The following is a 23984-nucleotide window of genomic DNA, read 5'->3' as shown; positions in this document are numbered from 1 at the left end:
CCCCGCCCCAGCAACTGGGGAGCCTTATGCCACCCGCCGGGGAGGATTTTCCCCCCGTACAAGGGCAAAATCCTCCCCGCATCCCGCATCCCGCATCCCGCCCCCGCCTACCCGCACCCGCGCACCCGCGCACCCGCGCACCCGCACCGGCGCACCCGCACCCGCGCACCCGCACCGGCGCACCCGCACCCGCGCACCCGCACCCGCGCACCCGCACCGGCGCACCCGCACCCGCACCCGCACCCGCACCCGCACCCGCACCCGCACCCGCGCACCCGCACCCGCACCCGCGCACCCGCACTCGCATCGGCGCCTGCCTCGGTCGACTGCGGCAGCGTCAGGTGGTGCGACGGTCTGGCAGCTCGTCGCAGTTGAGGGGTTGACCGCTGAGGTGGTGGGTTGCCTGCTCAGAATCCGGGGAGGCAACCCACCATCTGAGGGGTCAACCCCTCAGATGGGCGGCGGCTCGGACGTGTCGGCGTGCAAGCGGCCGGATAGGATGAGGCCGGTCTCCACCGGGGTGCGGGCGGCCGACCAAGACAGTCCGGTCTCCACCGGGTGCGGGCAGCCGGCCAGGACGGTCCGGTCTCCGCCGGGATGCGGGCGGCGGGCCAGGACGGTTCGGTCTCCAGCGGGGTGGGGCAGTGGGGTCAGCGGGGTGGGCGGCGTCGGCGGAAGGGGTTGGCTCGGCGGGGTGGTTGGGGGGTGCCGGGCGCGGGTGAGGGGTCGCCTAGTTGGCTTGGCGGTGTGCCCGGGTGTGGTTGTGGGGGCTTGTTCTCGACGGTTTTGTCGGCTGCCCACGGAGCTTCGTCGACGGTTGTTTCGTCCTCGTCGGGCTGGCCGCTCCACCAGCGGCCGGTTGGTGCGGCCGCTGGGCGGGGTGGCGGTTCGGGGGAGCGGTCGGCGTGGGCTTCTGGTGCGGCGCCGGTGCGAGGGGTGCTGGGTTGTGCGGTGTCGTGCGGGTGGTCTGAGGACTGGATGACGGTGGGGTCGACGCGGAGTTCGACGGTGGGTTCCGTGGCGCGGGGGGTTGCGGCGGCGCGGGCGCGGGCGGCTCGGCGTTCGGCGATCGACTCGGGTTCGGTGGTGAGCGGGTCGCTGGTGAGGATCGTGCGGGTGGTGCTCGGCTCGCGGGTCGGCCGTCCGGCGTCCGCCTCGTGGTCGCGCGCGGGCCGGGGCTCGTGGCTGGAGCGGGTGCTGCCGGGGTCGTCGGCCGCGCGACTGATACCGGGCTCGTGGTCGGGTACGGGGCGGGTTTCGCGGTGTTCGCCGGGGATGACTGTGCGGGGGCCTGAGCCGTCGGTGCCTGGTGAGCGCGGGCGGGACGGAGGATGCGGGGCCGGCTTCTGGCGGATGACCAGGAAGACGGCAAGGACCAGGACGGCGGCGAGGAAGCCGAAGCCGAGGCGGGGGATGAGGGGGAGCAGGATGCCGCAGCCGCCGCCGATCACCCAGGCGAGTTGGAGGACCGTCTCCGAGCGGGCGAAGACCGAGGTGCGGACCGTCTCCGGGACGTCGCGCTGGATCATCGCGTCAAGCGACAGCTTGCCGAGTGAGCTGCACAGGCCGGCCACCAGGCCGAGCACGATCAGCAACGGGAAGCCGTACAGCACGGCGACAGCGATCGCGACAACCGTGTCCGCAAGCAGTACGGCGAGCACCACGGCCTCGGGTTTGCGGGCCTTGAGCAACGATCCGCTCAACGTGCCCAGGCTGTTGCCGATGCCGGCGGCCGCGATCACCGCGCCGGCCGCGACCACGCCGTCGATACCGCTGATCGGTTTGTCTCGCAGCAGGAACGCCAGGTACATCGTCAGGAAGCCGGACACGAAGCGCAGGCCCAGGTTGCAGCGGATGCCCCGGGCCACCGCGGCGGTGATCGCCTTGCGGCGAGCGTCGCGTCCCGCAGTACCGGTCATCTCTTCGCCGGCAGGCGAGTCGACGCGAGCAGGCAGCCGGATCGCGAGGATCAGCCCGACAAGATAGACGAGCGCCGCCCACCGCAGCGACCACTCCGGCCCGATCGCGGCGAAGGCTCCGGCGATACCCGCGCCGATCGTCGCGCCCGCCACACCCGCGAGCGAGATGCGTGAGTTGGCGGTGACGAGGGTGACTTCCTTGGGGAGCAGACGCGGTACTGCGGACGCACGCGTCACGCCATAAGCCTTCGACGCGACCAGACACCCGAGCGCTGCCGGATACAGCCACGTCGAGCTGTCGTGGATCGACGCCGCCAGACTCCACACCAGGAACCCGCGCAACCCGAGCGTCGCCCCGATCGCCCACCGCCGGCCGTGCCGGAACCGGTCGAGCACCGGCCCGATCAACGGCGCCATCAACGCGAACGGCGCCATCGTCAGCAGCAGGAACAACGCGACCCGGTCCCGCGCCTGCGAACTCGGTACGGCGAAGAACACCGTCCCCGCCAGCGACACCGCGAACGCCGTGTCCCCGGCCGAGTTCACGAACCCCAGCTCGATCAACCGCGACAACCCGGACTCCCGAGCCCCCTGCGCCCCGGTCAACCCACGGATCCGCCGCCCGGTCGCCTTGCCCACCCGCCCGGTTACACCGGCCGTCTTCTTCGACACGCTCGCAAAGCCGGCCGCGCCGACCTTGGACGCATGCCCGACCTTCTTCCCCGCCGCACCGACCTTCTTGGTGGCCTCCCCGAGCCGCTCCCCGGTGCTGCGCTCGCCCGGCCGAGGCCCCGTGCTGCCGTGTTCCGGGCCCGGTCGTTGACCGCCTTCGGCGCCTTGGCGCGGGCGGTTCTGGGGGTCCGGACGGTCCATGTCACCATCCTGCCTTGTGAGGGGGACAGACCGGAGTCTCCACGCGGTTCGGATCGTGGCGGCGGCCGTGCGAGAATGACCGATTGTGACTCCCGTCAAGACTCCGGAACCGGTCCGCGCCAAGCCTGACGCCATCAGCGTCGCGGCGGTCGAGCCTGCCCGCGAGGCGGCGATCGACGAGGCCGGCGCCGCCCAGGTGGGCGATCACCTCGGTTATCTGGTCGAGGGTGAGCGGCTCGTCACGCACTACTTCGCGTCCACCCACCCCGGCTACCGCGGCTGGCGCTGGGCGGTCACGCTGACCCGCGCCTCCCGCGCGAAGAACGTCACGATCAACGAGGTCGTGATGCTGCCGGGCGAGGAAGCCATCGTCGGCCCCGACTGGGTGCCGTGGTCGGAGCGCGTCCAGCCCGGCGACCTGCGGCCCGGCGACCTGTTCCCGACGCTGCCGGACGACCCGCGGCTCGAGCCCGGCTACACCGAGACGGGCGGGCCTGACGAAGTACTGGCCGTCGTCGAGGAGCTCGGCCTCGGCCGTGAGCGCGTGCTCTCCCCAGAAGGTCGCGAGGACGCCGCCGAGCGCTGGTACGCCGGTGACTTCGGCCCGGCCTCGGCGATCGCGCAGGCGGTTCCGTACAAGTGCTTCGCCTGCGGCTACTGGATCCGGCTGAACGACAGCCTCGGCCAGGCGTTCGGCGCCTGCACCAACGAGATGGCGCCGGGCGACGGCCGGATCGTCTCCTACGACTACGGCTGCGGCGCGCACTCGGACGCCGTCATCGAGGCACCGGATCACCCGTCGACCGAGCACGCCTTCGACACCACCGGGTACGACGACCTGTCGATGGACGCCGTCGAGCCCGACGTCCAGGTGACCGAAGCCGCGCAGGCCGAGATAGAGGAAGCCGAAGCCGTGCAGGAAGCCGACGCCGCCGCGCAGGTGGAGGAGGCCGACGCGGTCCAGGTCGAGGTCGAGGCAGCCGCCGAGCCCCCGTCGGACGACGAGGTCCAGGCGACGACGGCCGGCGAAGCCGAAGACGACATCGACGACTTCCCGATGCCCACCGCCGAAGAGATCGCGGCGGAAGCCAGCGCGAACTACTAGCAGTCGCGCGGCGACCGGGGTCAGTCCTCGGTCGCGGGGCGGTGGCCGGCCTGGATGGCGGCCCAGCGGCGACGGCAGTACAGCAGGCCGATCCAGCCGAGCCCGAAGCCCGCGACGGTGACCCACAACCACCACTCGTCGCCGTCCTTCTTCAGGTCCGAGCGGAAGATCAGCACCACCACGAAGGCGACCGCCCAGGCGCAGATCCCGAAGATCACCGTCGGGATGCCGGACAGATCCAGCGGCTTCACCTCGGCGTGCACGATCTCGCCACGGGCCAGCTGGCTGGTCGGGTCGGTGCGCTTCTTCGGAGCCGAAGCCGGTACCTGCTCGGAATCTGCCACCCTCCCACCTTAGAGCCATGCCCATCTCAGGCGGCGCGCTACCCACCTGACCGGATTACCTCGCCAATGGCACACCGCACCTGGCACGATTCCGCCATGAGCTCAGGCTTCCTGGATTCCTTCTTCAAGATCAGCGACCGCGGGTCGACGCTGGGCCGTGAGGTGCGCGGCGGGCTCGTCACGTTCTTCACGATGGCCTACATCGTGGTGCTGAACCCCCTCATCATCGGCACCGTCAAGGACGGCGCCGGCCAGTACATCGGCGGCGGTACCGACCCGGTGGCCGCGATCGCCAAGGTCGCCGTGGCCACCGCGCTGGTGGCTGGTCTGGTCACGATCGCAATGGGGCTGGTCGCGAACTTCCCGCTCGCGCTGGCCGCCGGCCTCGGCCTGAACGCGTTCATCGCCTTCAGCGTGGCGTCCAAGATGACCTGGGCGGACGCGATGGGCCTGGTGGTGATCGAGGGCATCATCATCTTGATCCTGGTCCTGACCGGCTTCCGCAAGGCGGTCTTCGAGGCCGTTCCGGTCCAGCTGAAGATCGCGATCAGCGTCGGCATCGGCCTGTTCATCGCCTTCATCGGCGTGATCGACGCGGGCTTCGTACGCCGTCCTTCGGCGCCCGGCGGCCCGCCCGTCGAGTTGGGTGTCGGCGGCAACCTCCGCGGCTGGCCGGTGCTCGTCTTCGTGGTCGGCCTGGTGCTGGTGATCGCCCTGTACGCCCGCAAGGTGAAGGGCGCGATCCTGATCGGCATCCTGGCCGCGACCGTGCTGGCGATCGTGGTCGAGGCGATCTTCGACGTCGGCGGCCGGACCACCGAGAACCCGGGCGGCTGGGGCCTGAGCGTGCCGAAGCTGCCGGACGACTGGTTCAGCAAACCCAACCTGGACACGATCGGCGAGTTCAACCTGTTCGGCTCGTTCGACAAGATCGGCGTGATCTCCGCGCTGCTGCTGATCTTCACCCTGATGCTGGCCGACTTCTTCGACACGATGGGCACGATGACGGCGATCGGCGCCGAGGCCGGGCTGCTGGACCAGGACGGCAACCCGCCGCACGCGCAGCGGATCCTGATCGTCGACAGCGTCGCGGCCGCGGCCGGTGGCGCCGCCTCGGTGTCCAGCAACACGTCGTACATCGAATCGGCCTCGGGTGTCGGTGAGGGCGCCCGGACCGGCCTGGCCAGCGTCGTCACCGGGATCTGCTTCCTGATCTCGATGGTGGTCGCGCCACTGGTCACGCTGGTGCCCTACGAGGCGGCCACCCCGGCGCTGGTGCTGGTCGGCTTCCTGATGATGACGCAGGTGAAGGGGATCGACTTCGACGATCTCGAGGTGGCCATCCCGGCGTTCCTGACCATCATCCTGATGCCGTTCACGTACTCGATCACGGCCGGCATCGGGGCCGGGTTCGTCTCCTACGTGCTGCTCAAACTGGTCCGCGGCAAGGCCCGCCAGATCCACCCGCTGATGTGGGTCGTCTCGGTCCTGTTCGTCGTGTACTTCGCGATCGGACCGCTGGGGGACTGGCTCACCTGAGCCTGGAAACCGATTACTCGCAGTTAGTTGTTTGCTAAATCATCGTCAGGCTCCTTGGGCCGGACGACGCTTTCCGGCTACGCTCCCCCGGGTATACGGCGACTCGGGGGAGTTCGGTGTGAGGCAGGGAAAGGCTCGTTTGATCGAGCGGGACCAGCACGTCCAGGAACTGCTGGACGTGATCGGAGCAGGCGACAGCACGACCGTCCTGGTCACCGGCGAGGCAGGGATCGGCAAGACCAGTCTGATCCGGGAGATGGTGGCCCGGGTCGGCCCGGAGTACCGGGTGCTGGTCGGATCCTGTGACGACTTCCTGGCGCCGCCGCCGTTGCAGCCGATCCGGGACGCCTTCCGGGTCGCGGGCGGCCCGATGGCGACGGCGACCGAGCCGGAGGCGGTGTTCAACGACCTGCTGGCCGAGTTCCGGCGGCCGACCGTGCTGGTGATCGAGGACGTGCACTGGGCCGACGACGCGACCCTCGACGTGCTGCGCTACCTGGTGCACCGGCTCGACCAGTTGCCGGGCGCAATCGTCGTCCTGACCTACCGCGAGGACTCGCTCGACGCCCGGCATCCGTTGCGTGGCTGGCTCGGGTCGCTCGCCGACGTACCGATCCGGCGGATCGGCCTGCAGCCGCTGTCCCGGGCGGCGGTCCGCTGGCTGGCGGCGGACAGCGGCCGGGACGCCGACGAACTGTACGAACTGACCGGTGGCAACCCGTTCTACGTGACCGAGGTCCTGGCCGGCCCGGTCGACGCGATCCCGGCGACCGTCGTGGATGCCGTTCTGGCCCGTTTCAGCCGGCTCGACAAGGAGAGCCTGGCGGTCGTCGAGCAGCTCGCGGTCATCCCGACGACGATCGAGCTGGAGCACATCACCAGGGTGATCGGCAGCCGGCTGGACGGATTGAGCCAGGCGGAGCAGTCCGGCGTACTGGAGACGCACGGCAACACGATCGGCTTCCGGCACGAGCTGGCCCGGCGGGCGGTCGAGCAGGCCCTGCCGCCGCTCCGCCGCAAGCTGCTCAACGCCCATGTACTCGACCTGATCATGCACTGCGACGACAACGGCCACGGGGCGCGAGTCGTTCACCACGCGGTCGAAGCCGGCAACATCGACGTACTGCTCGAGCATGGTCCGCAGGCGGCCCGCGAGGCCAGCCTTGCCGGGTCGCACCGGCAGGCTCTCGCGCATCTGGAAGCCGTACTGCCGTACGCCAACCGCCTGGACGTGCCGGAGCGAGCGGTGCTGCTCGACGACTACGCGTGGGAGCTCCACATCGCGCACCGGTTCGCCGACGCGGTCCAGGCCGGGCACAAGGCGCTGGCGCTGTTCGGCCAGCTCGACGAATCCGTCGCGCTGGTGGAGACCCAGATGCGGCAGTCGCGGTTCCTCTACATGGCAGGTGACACGGCAGCGGCGATCGCCATGTCAGACACGGCGATCGCGATCGCATCGCGGGTCGGGACTGTCGCAGTACGGGCCTCGGCCGCTGCTGGTCGGGGGATGCTGCTGGCGCTCACCGGTGATGCTGTCGAGGCGATACCGGAGCTGGAGCGGGCGCACGAGCTCGCCTGCGAGGCGGGGCGGTCGGACATCGACGCGCTGTGCCACAACTACCTCGGCCTGGCCTGGTGCGATCTGGGATCGCCGACCGGGTTGAAGCACCTGCGGACGAGCATCGAGCTGGCGACGCTCACGGGTGACTACGAAGCCGTTGCCCGCGGCTACACCAACCTGGCCGAGATGCTGTACCGCGAGACGCACTGGACCGAGCTGGCCGAGTGCTTGCGGGACGGGCTGGAGTACGTCCGGGAGCGGGGCTTCGGCTCGCATGCCTACAACCTGGAGGTCCACCAGGCATTGCTGGACCTGCGGCTGGGGGAGTGGGCCGCGGCCGAGGAGCGGCTGCGACGGCTGATCGACTCGGTGGACGACCAGGGCATGCTGTCGGTACTGAGCCTGTCCAGCCTCGGCCGCGTACTGGCTCGGCGGGGTGCTCCGGAAGCGGGCGGCCTGCTCGCCGACGTGTGGCAGCGGGCACGGCGGCAGCGGTCGTTGACCGGGCTCGCCTATGCGGCGACGGCGTACGCCGAATGGGCTTGGCTCAACGATCGGCCGGACCTACTGATCAGCATTCGCGAGGAGATCCGGCATCTGACCGAGATCCAGGCGTTCCGCCGGTTGCCCGGGAGCTATGGCTGGACCAATCCGGATGACCCGTACGAGCAGGCGCTCGGGCTGGCCGAGTCGGCCGATCCGGACGACGCGCTGCAGGCGCTGGAGACGCTGGACAGGCTTGGTGCGGCGCCGGCCGCTGCGATGGTCCGGCGCCGCCTGAAGGAGCTCGGCGTGGCTAGGATCCCCCGAGGCGCCCAGACACGGACCCGGCAGAACCCTCGCGGGCTCACCGAGCGCCAGCTCGAAGTACTGGTACTGCTCGCAGACGGCCTCACCAACCCGCAGATCGCGGCAGAGTTGGTGCTGTCCACCAGAACAGTCGACCGCCACGTCTCCGCCATCCTCGCCCGCCTCGACGCCCGCACCCGCCAGGAAGCAGCCGCAGCCGCCCGCTCCCTAGGCATCTCCCGAGAACGCTCCGCCTAACGCCGGCTCCTGCGGGCGCTCCACTTGGCAGCGGCGGCTCCAACCTCGCCGGGGTGGAGTGGTGAGCGGGGCCGGCGAGGACCCCGCTCACCACTGGGGAGGGTCAGACCAGAGGGCGGTTGCCTCGGATGAGGTTGGTGGGGTCTACGCGGTTCTTGATCTCGCGGAGGCGTTGGAGGGTGGCGGCGGGGTAGACGTCTTCGACCGGCTCGCCGTGGGCCATCGTCGGTGGTAGGAGACCGCCGGTCCAGGGTGCCATCCCGCCGACGACGGTGCTGATCTCCGCGTGAAGTGCGGGTGCGTGCTCGGGTGCCATCACCATGCCGCCGAGCAGCAGGAAGTACGGATCGTCCATCGTGCCGACCGCAGACTCCTGCGCGCCCGGCCGGGCGAAGGCGCCACCCACGTGCCGGATCTCCAGCAGCATCAGCGGTGACGGCTGCGGCCGGTCCAGGGCGAGCTCCAGCAGCGCGTCGATCGTCGCCGGGCCGAACTCCTTCAGCATCACGACCTTGCCGACGCCCGGCATCGGGTCCTCAGGCTCCTGTGCGATCTCGCCGACCTTGTCGAGCGGCACCTCGCCGACGGTGTCGACCAGCGGATCGGCGACCGCGCGGATCGGCGCGAGCAGCTTCTCCGCCTCGTCCCCGTCGCCGAGATAGGTCGAGTCGATCGCGACCATCCAGCGCCCGCGCATCGGCGGCGGGACCATCTCCAGGTCGGGCATGTTGATCAGCCAGGCCCACAGGCTGAACTCGTCCGGCGCGGTCGCGGTCACCTCGCTGAAGGCGCGCAGGAGTTGGCGGGCGTCTTCGGCGTACCACATCATCCGGCCGCCGTAGATCGCCGGCTCGGGCAGCAGTTCGATCTCCATCGCGGTGACGATGCCGAACTCGCCACCGCCGCCGCGCAGCGCCCAGAACAGGTCCGGGAAGGCGTCCTTGGTGACCCGCAGATGGTGGCCCTCGGCATCGACCAGCTCGAACGCGCGGACGTGGTTCGCCGCGAAGCCGTGCTTGCGACCGAACCAGCTCACGCCGCCGTTGAGGGTGTAGCCGACCACGCTCGGGTCGCCGCTGCTGCCCGGCAGCGAGGTCAGGCCCGTGCCGGTCAGCGCCTTGTTCAGGTCGCGCCAGCGGACGCCGGCACCGACCCGCGCCACCCCGTCGGCGATGTCGATCGAATCCAGTGCGTTGGTGCGGAGCAGGATCATCGCCTCGCTCCCGGTCGCTTGGGTGGCGCCGTGCCCCACCGGCTGAGCCCCCACGGTCAGCCGGTGGCGGCGCGCCAGGCGGATCGCCGCCTGGACGTCCTCGGTTCCCGTCACGTGTACGACGGCGGCCGGACGCTGGTCGACCAGCAGGAACCACGCCTGCCGCTGCACGTCGTACTCCGGGTCGCCGGGGCCGAACACCTCGCCCTTGACGGCCGCGCGCAACTCCTCGATCAGTGTCATCCGGCCTGCATCCTTCGCTAGTACGTTTCGGTGCCTCCATTGGACGTCGATGGAACCGCTGCCCACATCGGTCACGGCTGCTCACATTTGCGGGTCCGGCTACCCACATCAGCCGGTATTGGTAGACTGTCTGTCATCTGGGTGTCCCTGTCAGGGCTGCCCAGACTCCTGTTTATGGACACCAACGCTTTTCCCACCCAGTCGGCCCGCACCCGCCGCTTCACCCTCGGCCTACCCCGCGACTTCACCCTGTCCCCGGACGGCCACCGCGTACTTTTCCTGCGCTCCCAAGGCCCCGAAGACCCAGTCGTCTGCCTCTGGCTCCATGTCGGCGGTGAGGAACACCTGCTGGCCACCGACGTCGGCACCTACACCACCGACGCCGCGATGAGCACCGTCGCCTACACCACCAACGGCGAACTCTGGAGCCTGACACCTACTGCTGCCGAAGGCGGCTCGCCCAAGCACCTGCCGACCGCAGGTCCGGTGACCGACCCGCGCCTCGATCCCACCGGACACCGGATCGCCTACGTCACAGACCGCGCGCTCAGAGTGATTTCAGTTGCTGATGGCAACGATAAGCTGGTTGCCGCCGACGCCGACCCCGAGGTGAGCTGGGGCGTGGCGGAGTACATCGCCGCCGAGGAGATGTACCGGACCCGCGGACACTGGTGGTCGCCCGATGGCACCCGCTTGATGGCGGCCAGAGTCGACCTGACCCCGGTCCAGCGCTGGTGGATCGCCGACCCCGCCAACCCCGCCGAGCCACCCCGCCAGATCCCCTACCCCGCAGCGGGCACCCCCAACGCCCTGGTCTCACTCCACACCTTCGACCTGGCCGGCGGCTCCACACAGCTGCGCTGGGACAGTACGGCGTACGAGTACCTGGCCACCGCCGACTGGGACGCCCACGGCCCGCTCCTCAGCGTGCAGTCCCGGGACCAGCGCACCCTCCAGATCCTCGCCGCCGACCCCACAACCGGCGATACCCACCTACTGCACGAGCAGCGCGACCCATCCTGGGTGCAACTCATCGATGGTGTCCCCGCCCGCACCGCCTCCGGCAAACTCGTCCACACCGAGGACTCAGGTGAGACCCGTTACCTGACGGTCGACGGCACCCGCGTCACCCCGGACGGCCTGCAACTCCGCGTAGTACTCGACGTCACCGGCGAGTCAGTCCTCTTCCTGGCCAGCGACGAGCCCACCGAATGCCACCTCTGGCTGTACGACGAAACAGGCCTCCAGCAACTAAGCGACGGCCCCGGCTCCCATGAGGGCTACCGCGCCGGCAACACCCTCCTGCTCAGCTCCAACGCCGAGGCGGGCCGTACCTACGTCGTACGCCGCAACGGGCAAGACCACCCCATCACCTCCCACCGCGCCACCCCCGCAGCCACCCCACGCATCACCTGGCTCCAAGCGGGCGACCTGCAGATCCGTACCGCCCTACTACTCCCGTCCTGGCACACACCCGGCTCCGCCAAGCTCCCCGTAGTCATGGCCCCGTACGCCGGCCCCGCGATGTCCCTGGTCATGAAGGTCGCCGCCCCCTGGTTCTACAAGGCCCAGTGGTACGCAGAGCAAGGCTTCGCCGTCGTCATCGCCGATGGGCGCGGTACGCCGGGCCGCGGACCCGCCTGGGAGAAGACCGTCCACCGCGACCTCCTTGCGGCTCCCATCGAAGACCAGATCACGGCACTGCACGCCGCTGCGGAGTACTGCCCCGACTTGGACCTGACCCGCGTCGGGATCACCGGCTGGAGCTTTGGCGGCATGCTCGCGACCGCCGCCGTACTGCGCCGCCCGGACGCCTTCCACGCAGGCATCTCCGGAGCAGGGCCGGCTGAGCAGCGCATGTACGACACCCACTGGCGCGAGCGCTTCCTGGGGCATCCAGACGAGTACCCGGATGACTACTACCGCTCATCCACCGTCAACGAGGCCGCCAAGCTCGAGCGCCCGTTACTCCTGGTCCACGGCCTTGCGGACGACAACGTATTCGCTGCTCACAGCCTGCGCCTCTCGGCAGCCCTACTGAAGGCAGGTCGCCCGCACGAGTTCCTGCCGCTGACAGGTGCCGCTCACTCGCCCACTGACGAGGCCACAGTGGTCGGCCTGCTCCTGCACGAACTCAACTTCCTGAAGACGACGCTGGGAGCAGGCGAGCCCGCAGCTCCAGGTACTCCGCCCGAGCGGTGAACAGCTCACGCAGCTCGATGGTGACGTTGTCGAGGAAGTCGGTGCGGTACGTCGCGTCCGTCATCAGCGAGATCGAGTAGTACAGCCCGGTGAAGGTCGCGATACCGGCCGCGACCTTCACCAGCGTCGCGCCGAGCAGCAGCGGATGGTCGAGCAGGATGATCTGGTGCGACCAGCTGCCGGGGTCGATGCCCCACAGCTCGTAGACGTGCCGGCTGATCGCGAGCAGCCCGAAGCCGACGAAGAACAGGCCGACCCCGGCGCTGACCACGAGCACCTGCATCCATTGCCGGATCACCAGGCTGATGCTGAGGTTCAGGCGCTGGATCCGGCGCAGCGGCGGACCGGAGCCGGTGTCGCGCTCGATCTGGTCCAGCTCGCGCGGCAGCCGTAGTACCAGGAACAGGTTGCTGAGCACGGCGAAGGCAGCGGCCAGGAAGACGATGAACACCGTCGGCATGCCGGCGAACACCTGCCACATGTCGGCGGTCATGAACAGCACCAGCGAGAACACCAGCAGCAGCGGCAGGGCGCGGACCAGGCTGGCCACCGAGCTCCCCAGCTCGGAGCCGAGCCGGTGCAGGCCCCAGAACGTCGTACCGATCAGGCCGTAGCCGACCACCAGGTAGATCACGCCGACGAGCAGCAGGTTGCCGACGGCCACGCCGAAGAACTGCCGCAGCTGGACCTCGGTGGCCAGCGGCAACAGTGCCGGCAGCAGCACGAAGACGGCCAGCTCCGGGGTGCCGAAGCGGGTCGGGAAGGACCAGAACCGGCGGCCGCGGAAGCGGTTCAGCAGTCCGAAGCCGGCGATCAGCACGGCCAGCCCGCCGATCGCGGCCAGCAGGTTCTGCCACCAGGTCCACTCCAGCGAGGTGGCGCCGAGCATCTCCACCAGGAAGACCAGGACCAGTACCGGCGTCGCCCGGTTGAAGATGTCGTGCGCCGGCGAGAAGTCCTCGACGAACAGCGGCAGGCCCGCGCGCCGGAAGCGCTGCTCGTACCGGGCCAGCTCCGGTGGTGTCCCCATGCGCGGAACCCTAGCGTAGCCGCCCGGTAACCCGCTTTATTTAGCAAAGGTAATGAGTTAAGCTAAAGACATGCCCGAAATCGTCGCCCAGCAGGTGAAGAGTGATGTCGGGCTGGCCAGCGCCCTGAGGTCGTCCACGTTGCGGTTGTCCCGGCAGATCCGCCGGCAGCGCGTCGAGGGCCACGACCTGACCGCGAACCAGCTCGGCGTGCTCGGCGCGCTCGGCAAACACGACGCGATGACGATCGGCGAGCTGGCCGCGCACGAGCAGGTCAAGCCGCCGTCGATGACGCGGATCGTGTCGAACATGGAGGAGGCGGGCCTGGTGGTCCGCCGGCCGCATGCGACCGACAAGCGCCAGATCGTGGTCGAGCTGACCCAGGCCGCGCACGACCTGATCCACGCCAACCGGCGCCGGCGCGACGAGTGGCTGCAGACGAAACTGAAGAAACTCACCCCTGAGGAGCGCGACATCCTGCGCAAGGCAGCACCTGTTCTCGAACGCCTGGCGGCCCAGTGAGTCCGACCTTCCGCGCGTTCAAGGTCCGCAACTTCCGGCTCTACGCCAGTGGCGCGATCATCTCCAACATCGGCACCTGGATGCAGCGGGTCGCCCAGGACTGGCTGGTCCTGGAGCTGACCCACTCCGGCACCGCCCTCGGCATCGTCACCGGCCTGCAGTTCCTCCCCGCCCTGCTGATCTCCCCGTACGCCGGGCTGATCGCCGACCGGTTCCCCAAGCGCCGCGTGCTGACCATCACCCAGATCGCCATGGGCGCAGTCGCGCTCGTCCTGGGCACGATGACGGTGACCGGCATCGTCGAGGCCTGGCACGTCTACGCGCTCGCCTTCCTGTTCGGGATCGGCACCGCGTTCGACGCGCCGACCCGGCAGGCGTTCGTGGTCGAGATGGTCGGCAAGGACGAGCTGTCCAACGCGGTCGGCCTCAACTCGGCCTCCTTCAACGCGGCCCGGCTGATCGGCCCCGGGCTGGCCGGGTTGCTGATCCACTGGATCGGTACCGGCCCGGTGATCATCATCAACGGCTTCAGCTACGCCGCGGTGATCCTGTCGCTGCACCTGATGCGCTCGAAGGAGCTGCACACGCCGAAGGTGGCGGCCCGGGAGAAGGGCATGATCCGGGACGGGATGCGCTACCTGTGGCGCCGGCCGGACCTGATGATGGTGCTCGTCGCGGTGTTCTTCGCCGGTACGTTCGGGCTGAACTTCCAGATGACGTCCGCGCTGATGGCCACCCAGGCCTTCCACAAGGGCGCGGGGGAGTACGGCATCCTCGGCTCGATCCTGGCGATCGGCTCACTGGCCGGCGCGCTGCTGGCCGCCCGGCGGGTTCGGACCCGCGCCCGGCTGGTGATCGGCGCGGCCCTCGCCTTCGGCGTGATGGTCGTCGTCAGCGGCCTGATGCCGACGTACCTGTCCTTCGCCGTCGTCCTGCCGCTGGTCGGTTTCACCGCCCTGACGATGCTGACCGCGGCCAACGCGACGATGCAGCTGGGCATCGAGCCCACCATGCGCGGCCGGGTGATGGCCCTCTACATGACCGTCCTGATGGGTGGTACGCCGCTGGGCTCGCCCTTCATCGGCTGGATCGGCCAGGAGTTCGGCGCTCGCTGGTCGCTGATCGTGGGTGGATCCATCACGATGCTGGGCACCACCGCCTCGGTCCTGTACTTCTCCCGCCGCCGCGGTCTGGCGATCCGGCCCCGCCTGCTGCCCCGCCCCCGGCTGGACATCCTCACCCCGACGACGGACCTCCTGGGCGAGAAGTCCACCCTCACCGAAACCCCGGTCGCAGCACCCACCTCGCCCCACCCCGAGCCCGCCAAACCCCAGGTGGCCTAGCCCTCGGCTCACCCACGCCGCGGGCGGGGTGAGTCGTAAGGGCCAGATAATGGCTGCCGGTGCGGCGGGTTGGGGGACATGCGCACAATGGGGTGTGACTCATTACGACTTGGTGGTTGTCGGGACCGGCTCCGGGAACACGATCGTGACGAAGCAGTTCGCGGACCGGAAAGTGGCGATCGTCGAGCGCGGCATCTTCGGCGGGACCTGTCTCAACGTGGGCTGTATTCCGACCAAGATGTTCGTCCATACGGCCGACCTGGCGGCGGTACCGTCGCACAGCTCGCGGCTCGGGGTCGACGAGAAGCTCACCGGGGTGCGCTGGCCGGACATCCGGGACCGGATCTTCGGGCGGATCGATCCGATCTCCGCCGGCGGAGCGGAGTACCGGGAACACCACCCGAACAACGTCAACGTCACGCTGTACCACGGCACCGGACGGTTCACCGCTGAGCGCGAGCTGACGGTGACGGCGAACGACGGCGGCTCTTCGGAGGTACTGACGGCTGATCAGTTCGTCCTCGCCGCGGGGAGCCGGCCGATCGTGCCGTTCATCCCGGGGCTGGAGGAGACGGGGTTCCACACCTCGGACACGATCATGCGGCTGCCGTCGTTGCCACGGCGGCTGGGGATCATCGGGAGCGGGTTCGTCGCGGCTGAGTTTGCGCATGTGTTCTCGTCGCTCGGGGTCGAGGTGACGCTGATCGCGCGGTCCGACCGGATGCTGCGGCACGAGGACAGCGAGATCGCGAAGCGGTACACGGAGCTTGCTGCGGAGAAGTACACGGTGAAGCTGCTGCACGAGACGGTGCATGTGTGGCGGCGCAACGACGCGATCGTGCTCAAGACGCTGAGCCCGGCGGGTGCGGACGAGATCCTTGTCGACGAACTGTTGGTAGCCGTCGGCCGTACGCCGAACTCGGACCTGCTCGACGTCGGCGTCACCGGGGTCGAGACGGAGAAGGACGGCCGGGTGGTGGTCGACGAGTACCAGCAGACGGCGGTGGAGGGGATCTACGCGCTGGGCGACGTCTGTTCGCCGTACCAGCTGAAGCATGTCGCCAACCACGAGGCGCGGGTCGTCCAGCACAACCTCCTGCACCCCGACGACCGCATCAAATCCGACCACCGCTACGTCCCCCACGCCGTCTTCGGCTCCCCCCAGGTCGCGTCCGTCGGCCTGACCGAGGAGGAGGCCATCGACCAAGGCATCCCGTACGCCGTCGGTCGCGAGGCCTACGCCGACATCGCCTACGGCTGGGCCATGGAAGACACCACCGGCTTCGCCAAAATCCTCGCCGACCCCGACAGCGGCCTGCTCCTAGGCGCCCACATCATCGGCCCCCAAGCCTCCACAGTCATCCAGCCCATCATCCAAGCAATGTCCTTCGGCCTGGACGCCCACACCATGGCCCGAGGCCAGTACTGGATCCACCCCGCCATGCCAGAACTAATAGAAAACGCCCTACTCAACATAAAACTCAAAAACTAAGAACCAAGAGCAACAGCCAAGAGCAACAGACAGGCCCGGCTGTAGCTGTGGTTCAGGCGGTGCCGGGCGTCAGGCTTGCTTGGTTTGCCGAACGACTGACAAGCATTGACCCGCGCCACACGGCTGCGTCAGATGTGTCGACCGGTGACAGCTCGACCGAACTGCTTGCTTGGTTGCCATTCTTGGTCGGCTCATCGGCTGACGTCGGGGAGGATGAAGGCTGGGGGCCGCGCTCGGGACCCAGGCAGCGGCTCCGGGTGGGCGCGCCTCTGGAGTAAGTTCGGCATTGGAGCCGCGACGACTGCGAGCTGTCTCCGGCTGTTCCGGGCACTGGCAACGAGGTGGGTCTGGAGCTGAGCATCAACAGCCTCGGCCGCGAGCCGACGCCGACCGGCTCGCCACCTGGGACGCCAGGTTCGTGATTGGTCGTGCGGTGGACTGTGGATAGCCGCTATCTGGTAACTAACTTGCGCCAGGCGACGAATAGTTTCCCCGTTGGCCGCATCGCACCTCAGATGAGTCGGGCGGGCGCCCGCCTTGGCGGATGAGTGACCCTCTAGTTGTCGCGGCCTTGCCAGGTTGTTATGCAGGCTTCGTTGCCTTCGGGGTCGGAGAGGACCCAGAAGGAGGGGGCTCGGAGGTCGGAGAGTAGGTGGCCGCCGGCGGCTAGGGCTGCTTTGAGGCGGTGGGGGGCCTCGTCGTGGGGGACGGAGATGTCTAGGTGGATTCGGTTGCGTTGGGGGCGGGGGTGGTCCATTTGCTGGAACCAGATCGCGGGGCCCTGGCCTAGGGGGTCAATGAGCGGGTCAGTCGGGCCGTCGGCTCCGGCCTCGGGGGCGTACCCGAGTGCTGCCTTCCAGAAGGGTCGGATTGCGGCGATGTCCAGGGCGTCGATGCCTAGTTCGATGAGTTGGACGGATCGGGGGGCTTCTGGGGTGGTGTCGGGGGCGGTGCGTGAGCCGGCCTCTTGGACAGCGGCGGAGATTTGGTGGGCGAGGTCTATGTCGCGGGTGGTGGCCGCGGCGTGGGCGAGTGACTGGAGAGTGAGGATCACCCGGGTGGGGCGGACGTCTACTCGGAGGTGCTGGTCGGCGTCGTCGCCGCAGGTACCGACCACCAGCGACGTGATCCGGGCTGCCTCGGCCAGGGAGCCGACCGGTACGGAGGTTTGCAGTGTGCCGAGTACGAAGCGCCATCCCGCATCGCTGACGGCTTCTGAGGTTTCCGTCCGGCTCAGCGTCTTCTCCATGGCTACATCCTTGCAGCCCGGCCAGCTCAGGCAGTGCCAGGTGAACTAGCGGAAGGCGGCTATGACTTCGGCTGCGGTTTCGAGGGGGGTTAGGTCGTCGTTCAGATCGGGGAGGGTGAGCATTACTTCGGTGGCGCCGGCTTCGGATAGTTCTCGGAAGCGGCCTATTTGGTCGGGGATGGTGGCTGCGTTGACGGTGGCGGCGTACTTGGCTGGGTCTTGGTTGCGGGGGCGGAGGCGGTCGATCAGGGCGGTGAGGTGTTGGGGGGTCTTGCCGATGAGAGTGGTGGAGAGTTGGGTCAGGCGGGGTGGTTCTTTGTCGGGTGGGGTGTTTGCCTGAAGATAGGCGGCTTTCTCGTGGACTTTGGCCGCGTTGCCGAAGACGTTGACGGCGTCGGCGTACCGGGCTGCTAGGCGGAGGGTGCGGTTGCCGCTGCCGCCGACGAGGATCGGTAGTGGGTCCTGGAGAGGGCGGGGGTAGCAGGCAGTTTCCGGTACGTCGAGGACCTTGCCTCGCCAGGGTTTGTTGCCTGGGCCCCACAACACGGGGAGCAGCTGCAAAGCGTCCTCCAGCAGGGCGTACCGATCGCCGACAGGAGGAAACTCCCAGCCGTATGCCTTGTGTTCGGCCTCGAACCACGCCAACCCCAGCCCACACACCGCCCGGCCACCACTCAGCACATCGAGGGTCGCGACGATCTTTCCTAGGTGCGCGACGTTGCGATAGGTGATCCCGCTGACGAGCGTCCCAAGCTGTACCCGCGACGTACAGGCTGCCAGATACGCGAGCGTCGTCCAGCTCTCGAGGAAGTCCTCCCAAGCCCGCCCGACCTGCGGGATCTGCCGGAAATGATCCATCACATAGATCGCATCGAACCCAGCCGCCTCCGCCGCAGCGCCGACGTCCTTGATCCACTGACCAGTCGTCTTCCGCCCCGCCTTGTGCGTATAGCTGCTCAACTGCAACCCGAACCGCAACCGGGCCGGCGCCTCCCGCTGCCGCTGCGCCGCTTCCCCCGCACCCACGAACGCCTCCGGTACGACGCGTACCGCCGTAGGCGCGAGCACGTCGTCATACCCTTCGCCGCCCAACTCCTTCTTGACCGCTCCCCAAGCCTTGAGTTGCCCGGTCAGCACATCCGCCGGAATCCGCTTGGCCCGCTCCCGATTCCGCCGCCGGCACTCCTCCGCCGGGGTATCGAACCCCACCGCCACACAAGCAATCCCGCGCTCCCGAGCCATCGCCAGCCAATTCAGCCGCCGCTCCCGATCCAGCCCGAGCGTGTCGATCACGGTCGTCAGCCCCCGCCCGACCCGCTGCCGAACCACCTCCTCCAGCAACGCGAACGCATCCGCACTGGCCGCCAGATCGTCTTCCCCGGCCCCGACCAACGCCCGCAACCGATCGCTCGACACGATCAGATCCGGCGCGAACGTCTCCGCGGCCCACGTCGACTTCCCCGCCGCCCCCGGCCCCACCAACACCACCACACAAGGCGCCGGCAGATTCCGCCCCTCGATCTCCATACCCCAGTCTCACCCCGCGATTCGGGAACGCGCGAACCGGATGGGGACTTTCGGCGTCTCATCTTCTGCAAGGCCCCGAAGCGGGCCGTCTGATCAACGAGGAGTCGTCATGTCCCGCAAGCTCGGTGCCTTCATCAACTTCGGCATCGGTTTGTCGGCGGTGTTCGTGATCGTGGGGGCGGTCGCGTTCGGGATGGGGCAGGCGAATCAGGCGGCGGCGAGTGCGCCGGTGAAGACGGTCGCGCCGGCGAAGGTGTCGGCTCCGGTCGCCCCAGCGAAGGTGTCGGCGACGCCGGTGACGAAGCCTGTTGTTGCCAGTGGCAAGAAGGTTCTGTACTTCACCTTCGACGACGGGCCGGATCCGGTGTGGACGCCGCAGGTGCTCGAGGTGCTGGCGAAGTACGGGGCTCATGCGACCTTCTTCGAGCTGGGGAGCATGCAGGCGGAGCACCCGGAGCTCAAGGAGCAGGTGCTTGCTGCGGGCAACAGCATCGGGAGTCACTCGATCTCACACGCGCAGTTGACGAAGGTGTCGGCGGCCAAGCGGCATCACGAGATCTTCGACGGGCCGGCCTCGAAGTGCTTCCGGCCTCCGTACGGTGCGGAGAACGCGAAGGTGAAGGCCGACATCAAGGCGGCGGGGATGCGGCCGGTGCTGTGGGATGTCGACACGCTCGACTGGCAGAAGCCGGGCAAGCAGGCGATCGTGAAGAGCATCCTCACCACCGTCCACAACGGAAGCGTGATCCTGATGCACGATGCCGGCGGGAACCGTAGTCAGACGGTCGCGGCGCTCGACCAGGTGCTGGAAACGCTCCAAGCCCAGGGATATGCCTTCGCGGCGATGGACTGCTGACCTCTAAAGTCGGGGGATGCGACTGTTTGTGGCGGTCATCCCGCCGGTGGAGGTTGTCGAGCATCTGGCCGAGTTCGTCGGCCCCCGAAGAGATCACCCGGACGAGGACCTCCGCTGGGCGTCGGACGAGAACTGGCACATCACGCTCGCGTTCCTGGGCGACGTGCCGGAGTACAAGACCGAAGACCTGGCCGAAGGGCTCGAGCGGGCAGCCAACCGGCAGAAGCCGTTCGACCTCCGGCTCAAGGGGTCGGGAGCGTTCCCGAGCGTGGCGGACGCCCGGGTGCTGTTCACCGGCGTCCAGGACGAGTCCGAGGCCCTGCCGCACCTGGCGATGACAACGCGGTCAGCGGCGAACAAGGCCGGCGTGACCGTGGACGGGCGCAAGTTCACCCCGCACCTCACGCTCGCGCGTTTGAAGCAGCCGATGGACGTGGTCCGGTGGGTGCGGGTCTTCGACACCTACGAGGGACCGTCCTGGACAGCGGAAAGTATCGAGTTGGTTTCATCGCGTCTCGGCGAGGGCCCGAGCCATGGTGCGGCGTACGACACAGTGGGCGAATGGGAGTTCTTAGGCTAACCTTCGGAAGGTTAGCCGTACCTAATACCTGGAGTTCCCGCCATGCTCGCCAACTATCTGATCGGTCTTCGTGAAGGTCTCGAAGCCTCGTTGGTGGTCAGCATTCTCGCCACCTTCCTGGTCAAAGCGGGCCGGCGGGACAGACTGAAACTGGTCTGGGCCGGAGTCGTCGCGGCGCTGGCCGTCGCGGCCGTCGGCTGGGGTCTGCTGCAGTTCGTCACCGCGCTGACGGCCAAGTCGTTCACCACCCAGGAGACGATCGGCGGGGTGATGTCGATCGTCGCGGTCGGCTTCGTCACCTGGATGATCTTCTGGATGCGCAAGGCCTCCCGCACCATCGCCAGGGAGCTGCGCGAGCGGATGGGTCAGGCGCTGGAGCTCGGCTCCGGCGCCGTCGTCCTGCTCGCCTTCCTGGCGGTCTTCCGCGAGAGCATCGAGACGGCCTTCATCGTGTACGCCTCGGCGGCGACCGCGACGACGGCCGCGCCGCTCACCGGCGTACTGCTCGGCCTGATCACCGCGGTCGGCCTCGGCTTCGCGATCTACCGCGGCGCGGTGAAGATCAACCTGGCCGTCTTCTTCAAGTGGACCGGCGCGCTGCTGGTCCTGGTCGCGGCCGGCATCTTCGCCTACGGCTTCCACGACCTGCAGGAGGCGAACATCCTGCCCGGCCTGCAGAACCTCGCCTTCGACATCTCGCACGTGATCCCGCCGGACAGCTGGTACGGCGTACTGCTGAAGGGGATCTTCAACTTCAGCCCGGCCCCGACCGTGGTCGAGGCGATCGCGTGGCTGGTCTATCTGGTACCGGTGCTCTTCCTCTACTTCCGCCCGGTCAGGTCAACAACGCCGCCGCCCGCGGTGCCCGCTCGAACCGTCCAGGAGAACTCATGATCACCACCCGCCGGGCCGCCGCCATCGGCGCAGTACTGCTGCTGGCCGGCCTGACCGGTTGCGCCGACGACAAGCCCGCCGCCGGCGCCGAGGACGGCACCGGTCCGGTGACCGTCAAGGCCACCGACTCCGAGTGCGGTCTGAGCCGTACCGACGTGAAGTCCGGGACCAGCACCTTCTCGGTCTCCAACGGCGGCAGCAAGGTCACCGAGTTCTACGTGTACGCCGAGGGCGACCGCGTCATGGGCGAGGTCGAGAACATCGGCCCCGGCCTCAAGCGGGAGCTGATCGTCGAGCTGCCGACCGGGAAGTACCAGGCGGTCTGCAAGCCGGGCATGGTCGGCGACGGCATCCGTGGCGACCTCACCGTCACCGGCGACGCCGCCGCGCAGGTGGACGAGGACACCGCGCTGAAGCAGGCCGCGGACAGCTACCAGCGGTACGTGAACTCGCAGGCGATCGCGCTGGAGCAGAAGACCGCCGAGTTCGTCACGGCGGTGAAGGCCGGCGACGTCGCCAAGGCCAAGGAGCTGTTCCCGGTCTCGCGCACCTACTGGGAGCGGATCGAGCCGGTCGCGGAGTCGTTCGGCGATCTCGACCCGAAGATCGACGCCCGGGTCAACGACGTCGAGCCCGGCACCGAGTGGACCGGGTACCACCGGATCGAGCAGGCGCTGTGGGAGAAGAACACCACGGCAGGCATGGCGAAGTACGCCGATCAGCTGCTGGTCGACGTCAAGACCGTGGTCGCCAAGGCCAAGGTCGTGAAGCTCAACCCGCTGCAGCTGGCCAACGGCGCCAAGGAGCTGCTCGACGAGGTCGCGACCGGCAAGGTCACCGGTGAGGAAGACCGCTACTCGCACACCGACCTGTGGGACTTCCAGGCCAACGTCGAGGGCTCGCAGGCGGCAGTACAGGCCTTGCGCCCGGCGCTGCAGCAGCGCGACCCCGCCCTGGTCACCACGCTGGACACGAACTTCAAGGCAGTCTTCGCCGCGCTGGACAAGTACCGCGTGGGCGACGGCTTCAAGCCCTACACCGCGACCGACGCCGAGAAGAAGGAGCTCGGTGCGGTCGTGGACGCGCTGGCCGAACCGGTCAGCAAGGTCGCCGGCGTGATCGCGAAGAAATGAGCGAGCGCCAGGGAATCTCCCGCCGCGGCCTGCTGGGCGCGGCGGGAGCGGCCGTCGCCACGGGCGTCGCCGGATATGCCGCACACTCGGCCCTGACGACCGAAGAGTCGCAGGCCGCTGACAACTCAGGTCCGGTCGAGTTCCACGGAGCTCACCAGGCCGGGATCGTCACACCCGCCCAGGACCGGCTGCACTTCGCCACCTTCGACGTGACGGCGACCAAGCGCGACGCGGTCGTCTCGTTGCTGAAGGAGTGGACCGCGGCTGCCGCGCTGATGACGGCTGGGCGCGACATCGGCCAGTACGGCGCGGTGAACGGCCCGGGGGAGGCTCCGCCCGAGGACACCGGCGAGGCGGTCGGTCTGCCGCCGGCGCGGCTCACGTTGACGATCGGGTTCGGGCCGAGTTTCTTCGTCGATGCCAAGGGCAACGACCGGTTCGGGCTGAAGGCGAAGCGGCCGGGTGCGCTGGTCGATCTGCCGCATTTCATCGGCGACAACCTCGATCCCAACCGCAGCGGTGGCGACATCGCCGTACAGGCGTGTTCGGACGACCCGCAGGTCGCGGTGCACGCGATCCGCAACCTGGCCAGGATCGGCTTCGGTACGACGGTCGTGCGCTACTCGCAGCTCGGATTCGGCCGGACGTCGTCGACAAGCAGGGCGCAGACGACGCCGCGCAACCTGTTCGGCTTCAAGGACGGTACGAACAACCTCAAGCTCGAAGACACCACGAAGCTCGAGGAGCAGTTGTGGGTCCAGCCCGAGGACGGCCCGGACTGGATGGTCGGCGGCTCGTACCTGGTGTCGCGGCGGATCCGGATGACGATCGAGATCTGGGACCGGACGTCGCTCGGCGAGCAGGAGCAGATCATCGGCCGCGGTAAGGGCACGGGTGCCCCGCTGGGCAAGGCGGACGAGTTCGACCCGATCGACTTCAACGCCAAGACCTCCGACGGTACGCCGAAGCTGGCCGCGGACTCGCATGTCCGGCTGGCGCACCCGCAGTTCAACAAGGGCGCCGAGCTCCTGCGACGCGGCTACAACTTCGTCGACGGCTCGGACGGCCTCGGCCGGCTCGACGCGGGGCTGTTCTTCCTCGCGTACCAGCGTGATCCGCGCAAGCAGTTCGTCCCGATCCAGCAGCAGCTGTCCCGGTCCGACGCGATGAACGAGTACATCCGCCACGTCGGCTCAGGCATCTTCGCCTGCCCGCCGGGTGTTGCGGCGGGCTCCTTCTGGGGCGAGAAACTCTTCAGTTAGATCACCGTCGAAGTGTTGGGCCCGCTGACCTGGAGCGGACCTTAGGGTTTCG

Annotated in this window: 17 protein-coding genes and 1 pseudogene; 12 read left to right on the top strand and 6 right to left on the bottom strand. The window is 68.7% G+C overall.

The window, feature by feature from the left end; genetic code table 11:
- Nucleotides 1–650: 650 nt before the first annotated feature.
- Nucleotides 651–2792, bottom strand: a complete 2142-nt coding sequence (locus tag ABD116_RS33420; protein ID WP_343979710.1) for an MFS transporter — start codon at nt 2790–2792, stop codon at nt 651–653.
- A gap of 82 nt (nt 2793–2874) precedes the next feature.
- On the opposite strand from ABD116_RS33420, the pseudogene ABD116_RS33415 reads away from it, so the two are divergent.
- Nucleotides 2875–3642: pseudogene (locus ABD116_RS33415) on the top strand (DUF3027 domain-containing protein); the annotation flags it as partial.
- Between the two features lie 275 nt (nt 3643–3917).
- On the opposite strand, the gene ABD116_RS33410 reads toward ABD116_RS33415, so the two are convergent.
- A complete protein-coding gene (locus ABD116_RS33410; protein ID WP_343979705.1) occupies nt 3918–4241 on the bottom strand; it encodes a DUF2530 domain-containing protein in 324 nt (107 codons plus the stop codon).
- Between the two features lie 96 nt (nt 4242–4337).
- Between ABD116_RS33410 and ABD116_RS33405 the strand changes: the two genes are divergently transcribed.
- Nucleotides 4338–5780, top strand: a complete 1443-nt coding sequence (locus ABD116_RS33405; protein WP_343979702.1) for an NCS2 family permease — start codon at nt 4338–4340, stop codon at nt 5778–5780.
- Nucleotides 5781–5898: 118 nt separating this feature from the next.
- Nucleotides 5899–8388 (top strand): ATP-binding protein, encoded by a 2490-nt coding sequence (locus tag ABD116_RS33400; protein ID WP_343979699.1) that lies wholly within the window; start codon nt 5899–5901, stop codon nt 8386–8388.
- Between the two features lie 103 nt (nt 8389–8491).
- On the opposite strand, the gene ABD116_RS33395 is transcribed toward ABD116_RS33400, so the two are convergent.
- Nucleotides 8492–9844, bottom strand: coding sequence for an FAD-binding oxidoreductase (locus tag ABD116_RS33395; RefSeq protein ID WP_343979695.1), 1353 nt, complete (start codon nt 9842–9844; stop codon nt 8492–8494).
- Nucleotides 9845–10018: 174 nt separating this feature from the next.
- On the opposite strand from ABD116_RS33395, the gene ABD116_RS33390 reads away from it, so the two are divergent.
- A complete protein-coding gene (locus tag ABD116_RS33390; RefSeq protein WP_343979692.1) occupies nt 10019–12046 on the top strand; it encodes a S9 family peptidase in 2028 nt (675 codons plus the stop codon).
- Here ABD116_RS33390 and ABD116_RS33385 read toward each other — a convergent pair.
- Nucleotides 11979–13076 carry a hypothetical protein gene (locus tag ABD116_RS33385; protein WP_343979689.1) on the bottom strand — a complete coding sequence of 366 codons (1098 nt, stop codon included), beginning with the start codon at nt 13074–13076 and terminating at the stop codon, nt 11979–11981. The two genes, ABD116_RS33390 and ABD116_RS33385, sit on opposite strands and share 68 nt — an antisense overlap.
- A 70-nt stretch (nt 13077–13146) precedes the next feature.
- Here ABD116_RS33385 and ABD116_RS33380 point away from each other — a divergent pair, with 70 nt between their 5' ends.
- From ABD116_RS33380 to ABD116_RS33370, 3 genes are all read left to right on the top strand, one after another.
- A complete protein-coding gene (locus ABD116_RS33380; RefSeq protein ID WP_343979687.1) occupies nt 13147–13596 on the top strand; it encodes a MarR family winged helix-turn-helix transcriptional regulator in 450 nt (149 codons plus the stop codon).
- Entirely contained in the window at nt 13593–14939 is a 1347-nt protein-coding gene (locus tag ABD116_RS33375; protein ID WP_343979685.1) for an MFS transporter, read from the top strand. The genes ABD116_RS33380 and ABD116_RS33375 overlap by 4 nt, the downstream gene beginning before the upstream one ends.
- A 94-nt stretch (nt 14940–15033) precedes the next feature.
- Complete coding sequence (locus ABD116_RS33370; RefSeq protein WP_343979682.1) at nt 15034–16431, top strand: mycothione reductase; 1398 nt, start codon at nt 15034–15036, stop codon at nt 16429–16431.
- A gap of 556 nt (nt 16432–16987) precedes the next feature.
- Here ABD116_RS33370 and ABD116_RS33365 read toward each other — a convergent pair.
- A complete protein-coding gene (locus tag ABD116_RS33365) occupies nt 16988–17680 on the bottom strand; it encodes a VOC family protein (protein WP_343979679.1) in 693 nt (230 codons plus the stop codon).
- 45 nt (nt 17681–17725) lie between these two features.
- Nucleotides 17726–19207, bottom strand: coding sequence for an LLM class flavin-dependent oxidoreductase (locus ABD116_RS33360; RefSeq protein WP_343979676.1), 1482 nt, complete (start codon nt 19205–19207; stop codon nt 17726–17728).
- Between the two features lie 109 nt (nt 19208–19316).
- Here ABD116_RS33360 and ABD116_RS33355 point away from each other — a divergent pair, with 109 nt between their 5' ends.
- Genes ABD116_RS33355 through efeB form a run of 5 tightly spaced genes read left to right on the top strand, consistent with a single transcriptional unit; the run spans nt 19317 to nt 23932 of the window.
- Entirely contained in the window at nt 19317–20063 is a 747-nt protein-coding gene (locus ABD116_RS33355) for a polysaccharide deacetylase family protein (RefSeq protein ID WP_343979673.1), read from the top strand.
- Between the two features lie 16 nt (nt 20064–20079).
- Entirely contained in the window at nt 20080–20643 is a 564-nt protein-coding gene (gene thpR / locus ABD116_RS33350; protein WP_343979670.1) for an RNA 2',3'-cyclic phosphodiesterase, read from the top strand.
- A gap of 42 nt (nt 20644–20685) precedes the next feature.
- Nucleotides 20686–21537, top strand: coding sequence for an iron uptake transporter permease EfeU (efeU, locus tag ABD116_RS33345; protein WP_343979667.1), 852 nt, complete (start codon nt 20686–20688; stop codon nt 21535–21537).
- The gene (gene efeO / locus ABD116_RS33340) at nt 21534–22670 is read left to right on the top strand and encodes an iron uptake system protein EfeO (protein WP_343979664.1); all 1137 of its coding nucleotides are present in this window, start codon (nt 21534–21536) and stop codon (nt 22668–22670) included. The genes efeU and efeO overlap by 4 nt, the downstream gene beginning before the upstream one ends.
- Nucleotides 22667–23932 (top strand): iron uptake transporter deferrochelatase/peroxidase subunit, encoded by a 1266-nt coding sequence (gene efeB / locus ABD116_RS33335; protein WP_343979661.1) that lies wholly within the window; start codon nt 22667–22669, stop codon nt 23930–23932. The genes efeO and efeB overlap by 4 nt, the downstream gene beginning before the upstream one ends.
- The last annotated feature ends 52 nt before the right edge of the window (nt 23933–23984 follow it).

The sequence above is a fragment of the Kribbella koreensis genome, from assembly GCF_039525325.1.
GTDB lineage: Bacteria > Actinomycetota > Actinomycetes > Propionibacteriales > Kribbellaceae > Kribbella > Kribbella koreensis.
Note: the sequence above shows the minus strand (reverse complement) of the source record. Positions and strands in the feature narration are given on the sequence as shown.

Bases quoted from the DNA above. Each gene is read 5' to 3' on its own strand.
- efeO (WP_343979664.1), top strand. From the start codon at position 21,534: ATGATCACCACCCGCCGGGCCGCCGCCATCGGCGCAGTACTGCTGCTG.
- ABD116_RS33355 (WP_343979673.1), top strand. From the start codon at position 19,317: ATGTCCCGCAAGCTCGGTGCCTTCATCAACTTCGGCATCGGTTTGTCG.
- ABD116_RS33365 (WP_343979679.1), bottom strand. From the start codon at position 17,680: ATGGAGAAGACGCTGAGCCGGACGGAAACCTCAGAAGCCGTCAGCGAT.
- efeB (WP_343979661.1), top strand. From the start codon at position 22,667: ATGAGCGAGCGCCAGGGAATCTCCCGCCGCGGCCTGCTGGGCGCGGCG.
- thpR (WP_343979670.1), top strand. From the start codon at position 20,080: ATGCGACTGTTTGTGGCGGTCATCCCGCCGGTGGAGGTTGTCGAGCAT.
- ABD116_RS33420 (WP_343979710.1), bottom strand. From the start codon at position 2,792: ATGGACCGTCCGGACCCCCAGAACCGCCCGCGCCAAGGCGCCGAAGGC.
- ABD116_RS33380 (WP_343979687.1), top strand. From the start codon at position 13,147: ATGCCCGAAATCGTCGCCCAGCAGGTGAAGAGTGATGTCGGGCTGGCC.
- efeU (WP_343979667.1), top strand. From the start codon at position 20,686: ATGCTCGCCAACTATCTGATCGGTCTTCGTGAAGGTCTCGAAGCCTCG.
- ABD116_RS33405 (WP_343979702.1), top strand. From the start codon at position 4,338: ATGAGCTCAGGCTTCCTGGATTCCTTCTTCAAGATCAGCGACCGCGGG.
- ABD116_RS33360 (WP_343979676.1), bottom strand. From the start codon at position 19,207: ATGGAGATCGAGGGGCGGAATCTGCCGGCGCCTTGTGTGGTGGTGTTG.
- ABD116_RS33395 (WP_343979695.1), bottom strand. From the start codon at position 9,844: ATGACACTGATCGAGGAGTTGCGCGCGGCCGTCAAGGGCGAGGTGTTC.
- ABD116_RS33390 (WP_343979692.1), top strand. From the start codon at position 10,019: ATGGACACCAACGCTTTTCCCACCCAGTCGGCCCGCACCCGCCGCTTC.
- ABD116_RS33385 (WP_343979689.1), bottom strand. From the start codon at position 13,076: ATGGGGACACCACCGGAGCTGGCCCGGTACGAGCAGCGCTTCCGGCGC.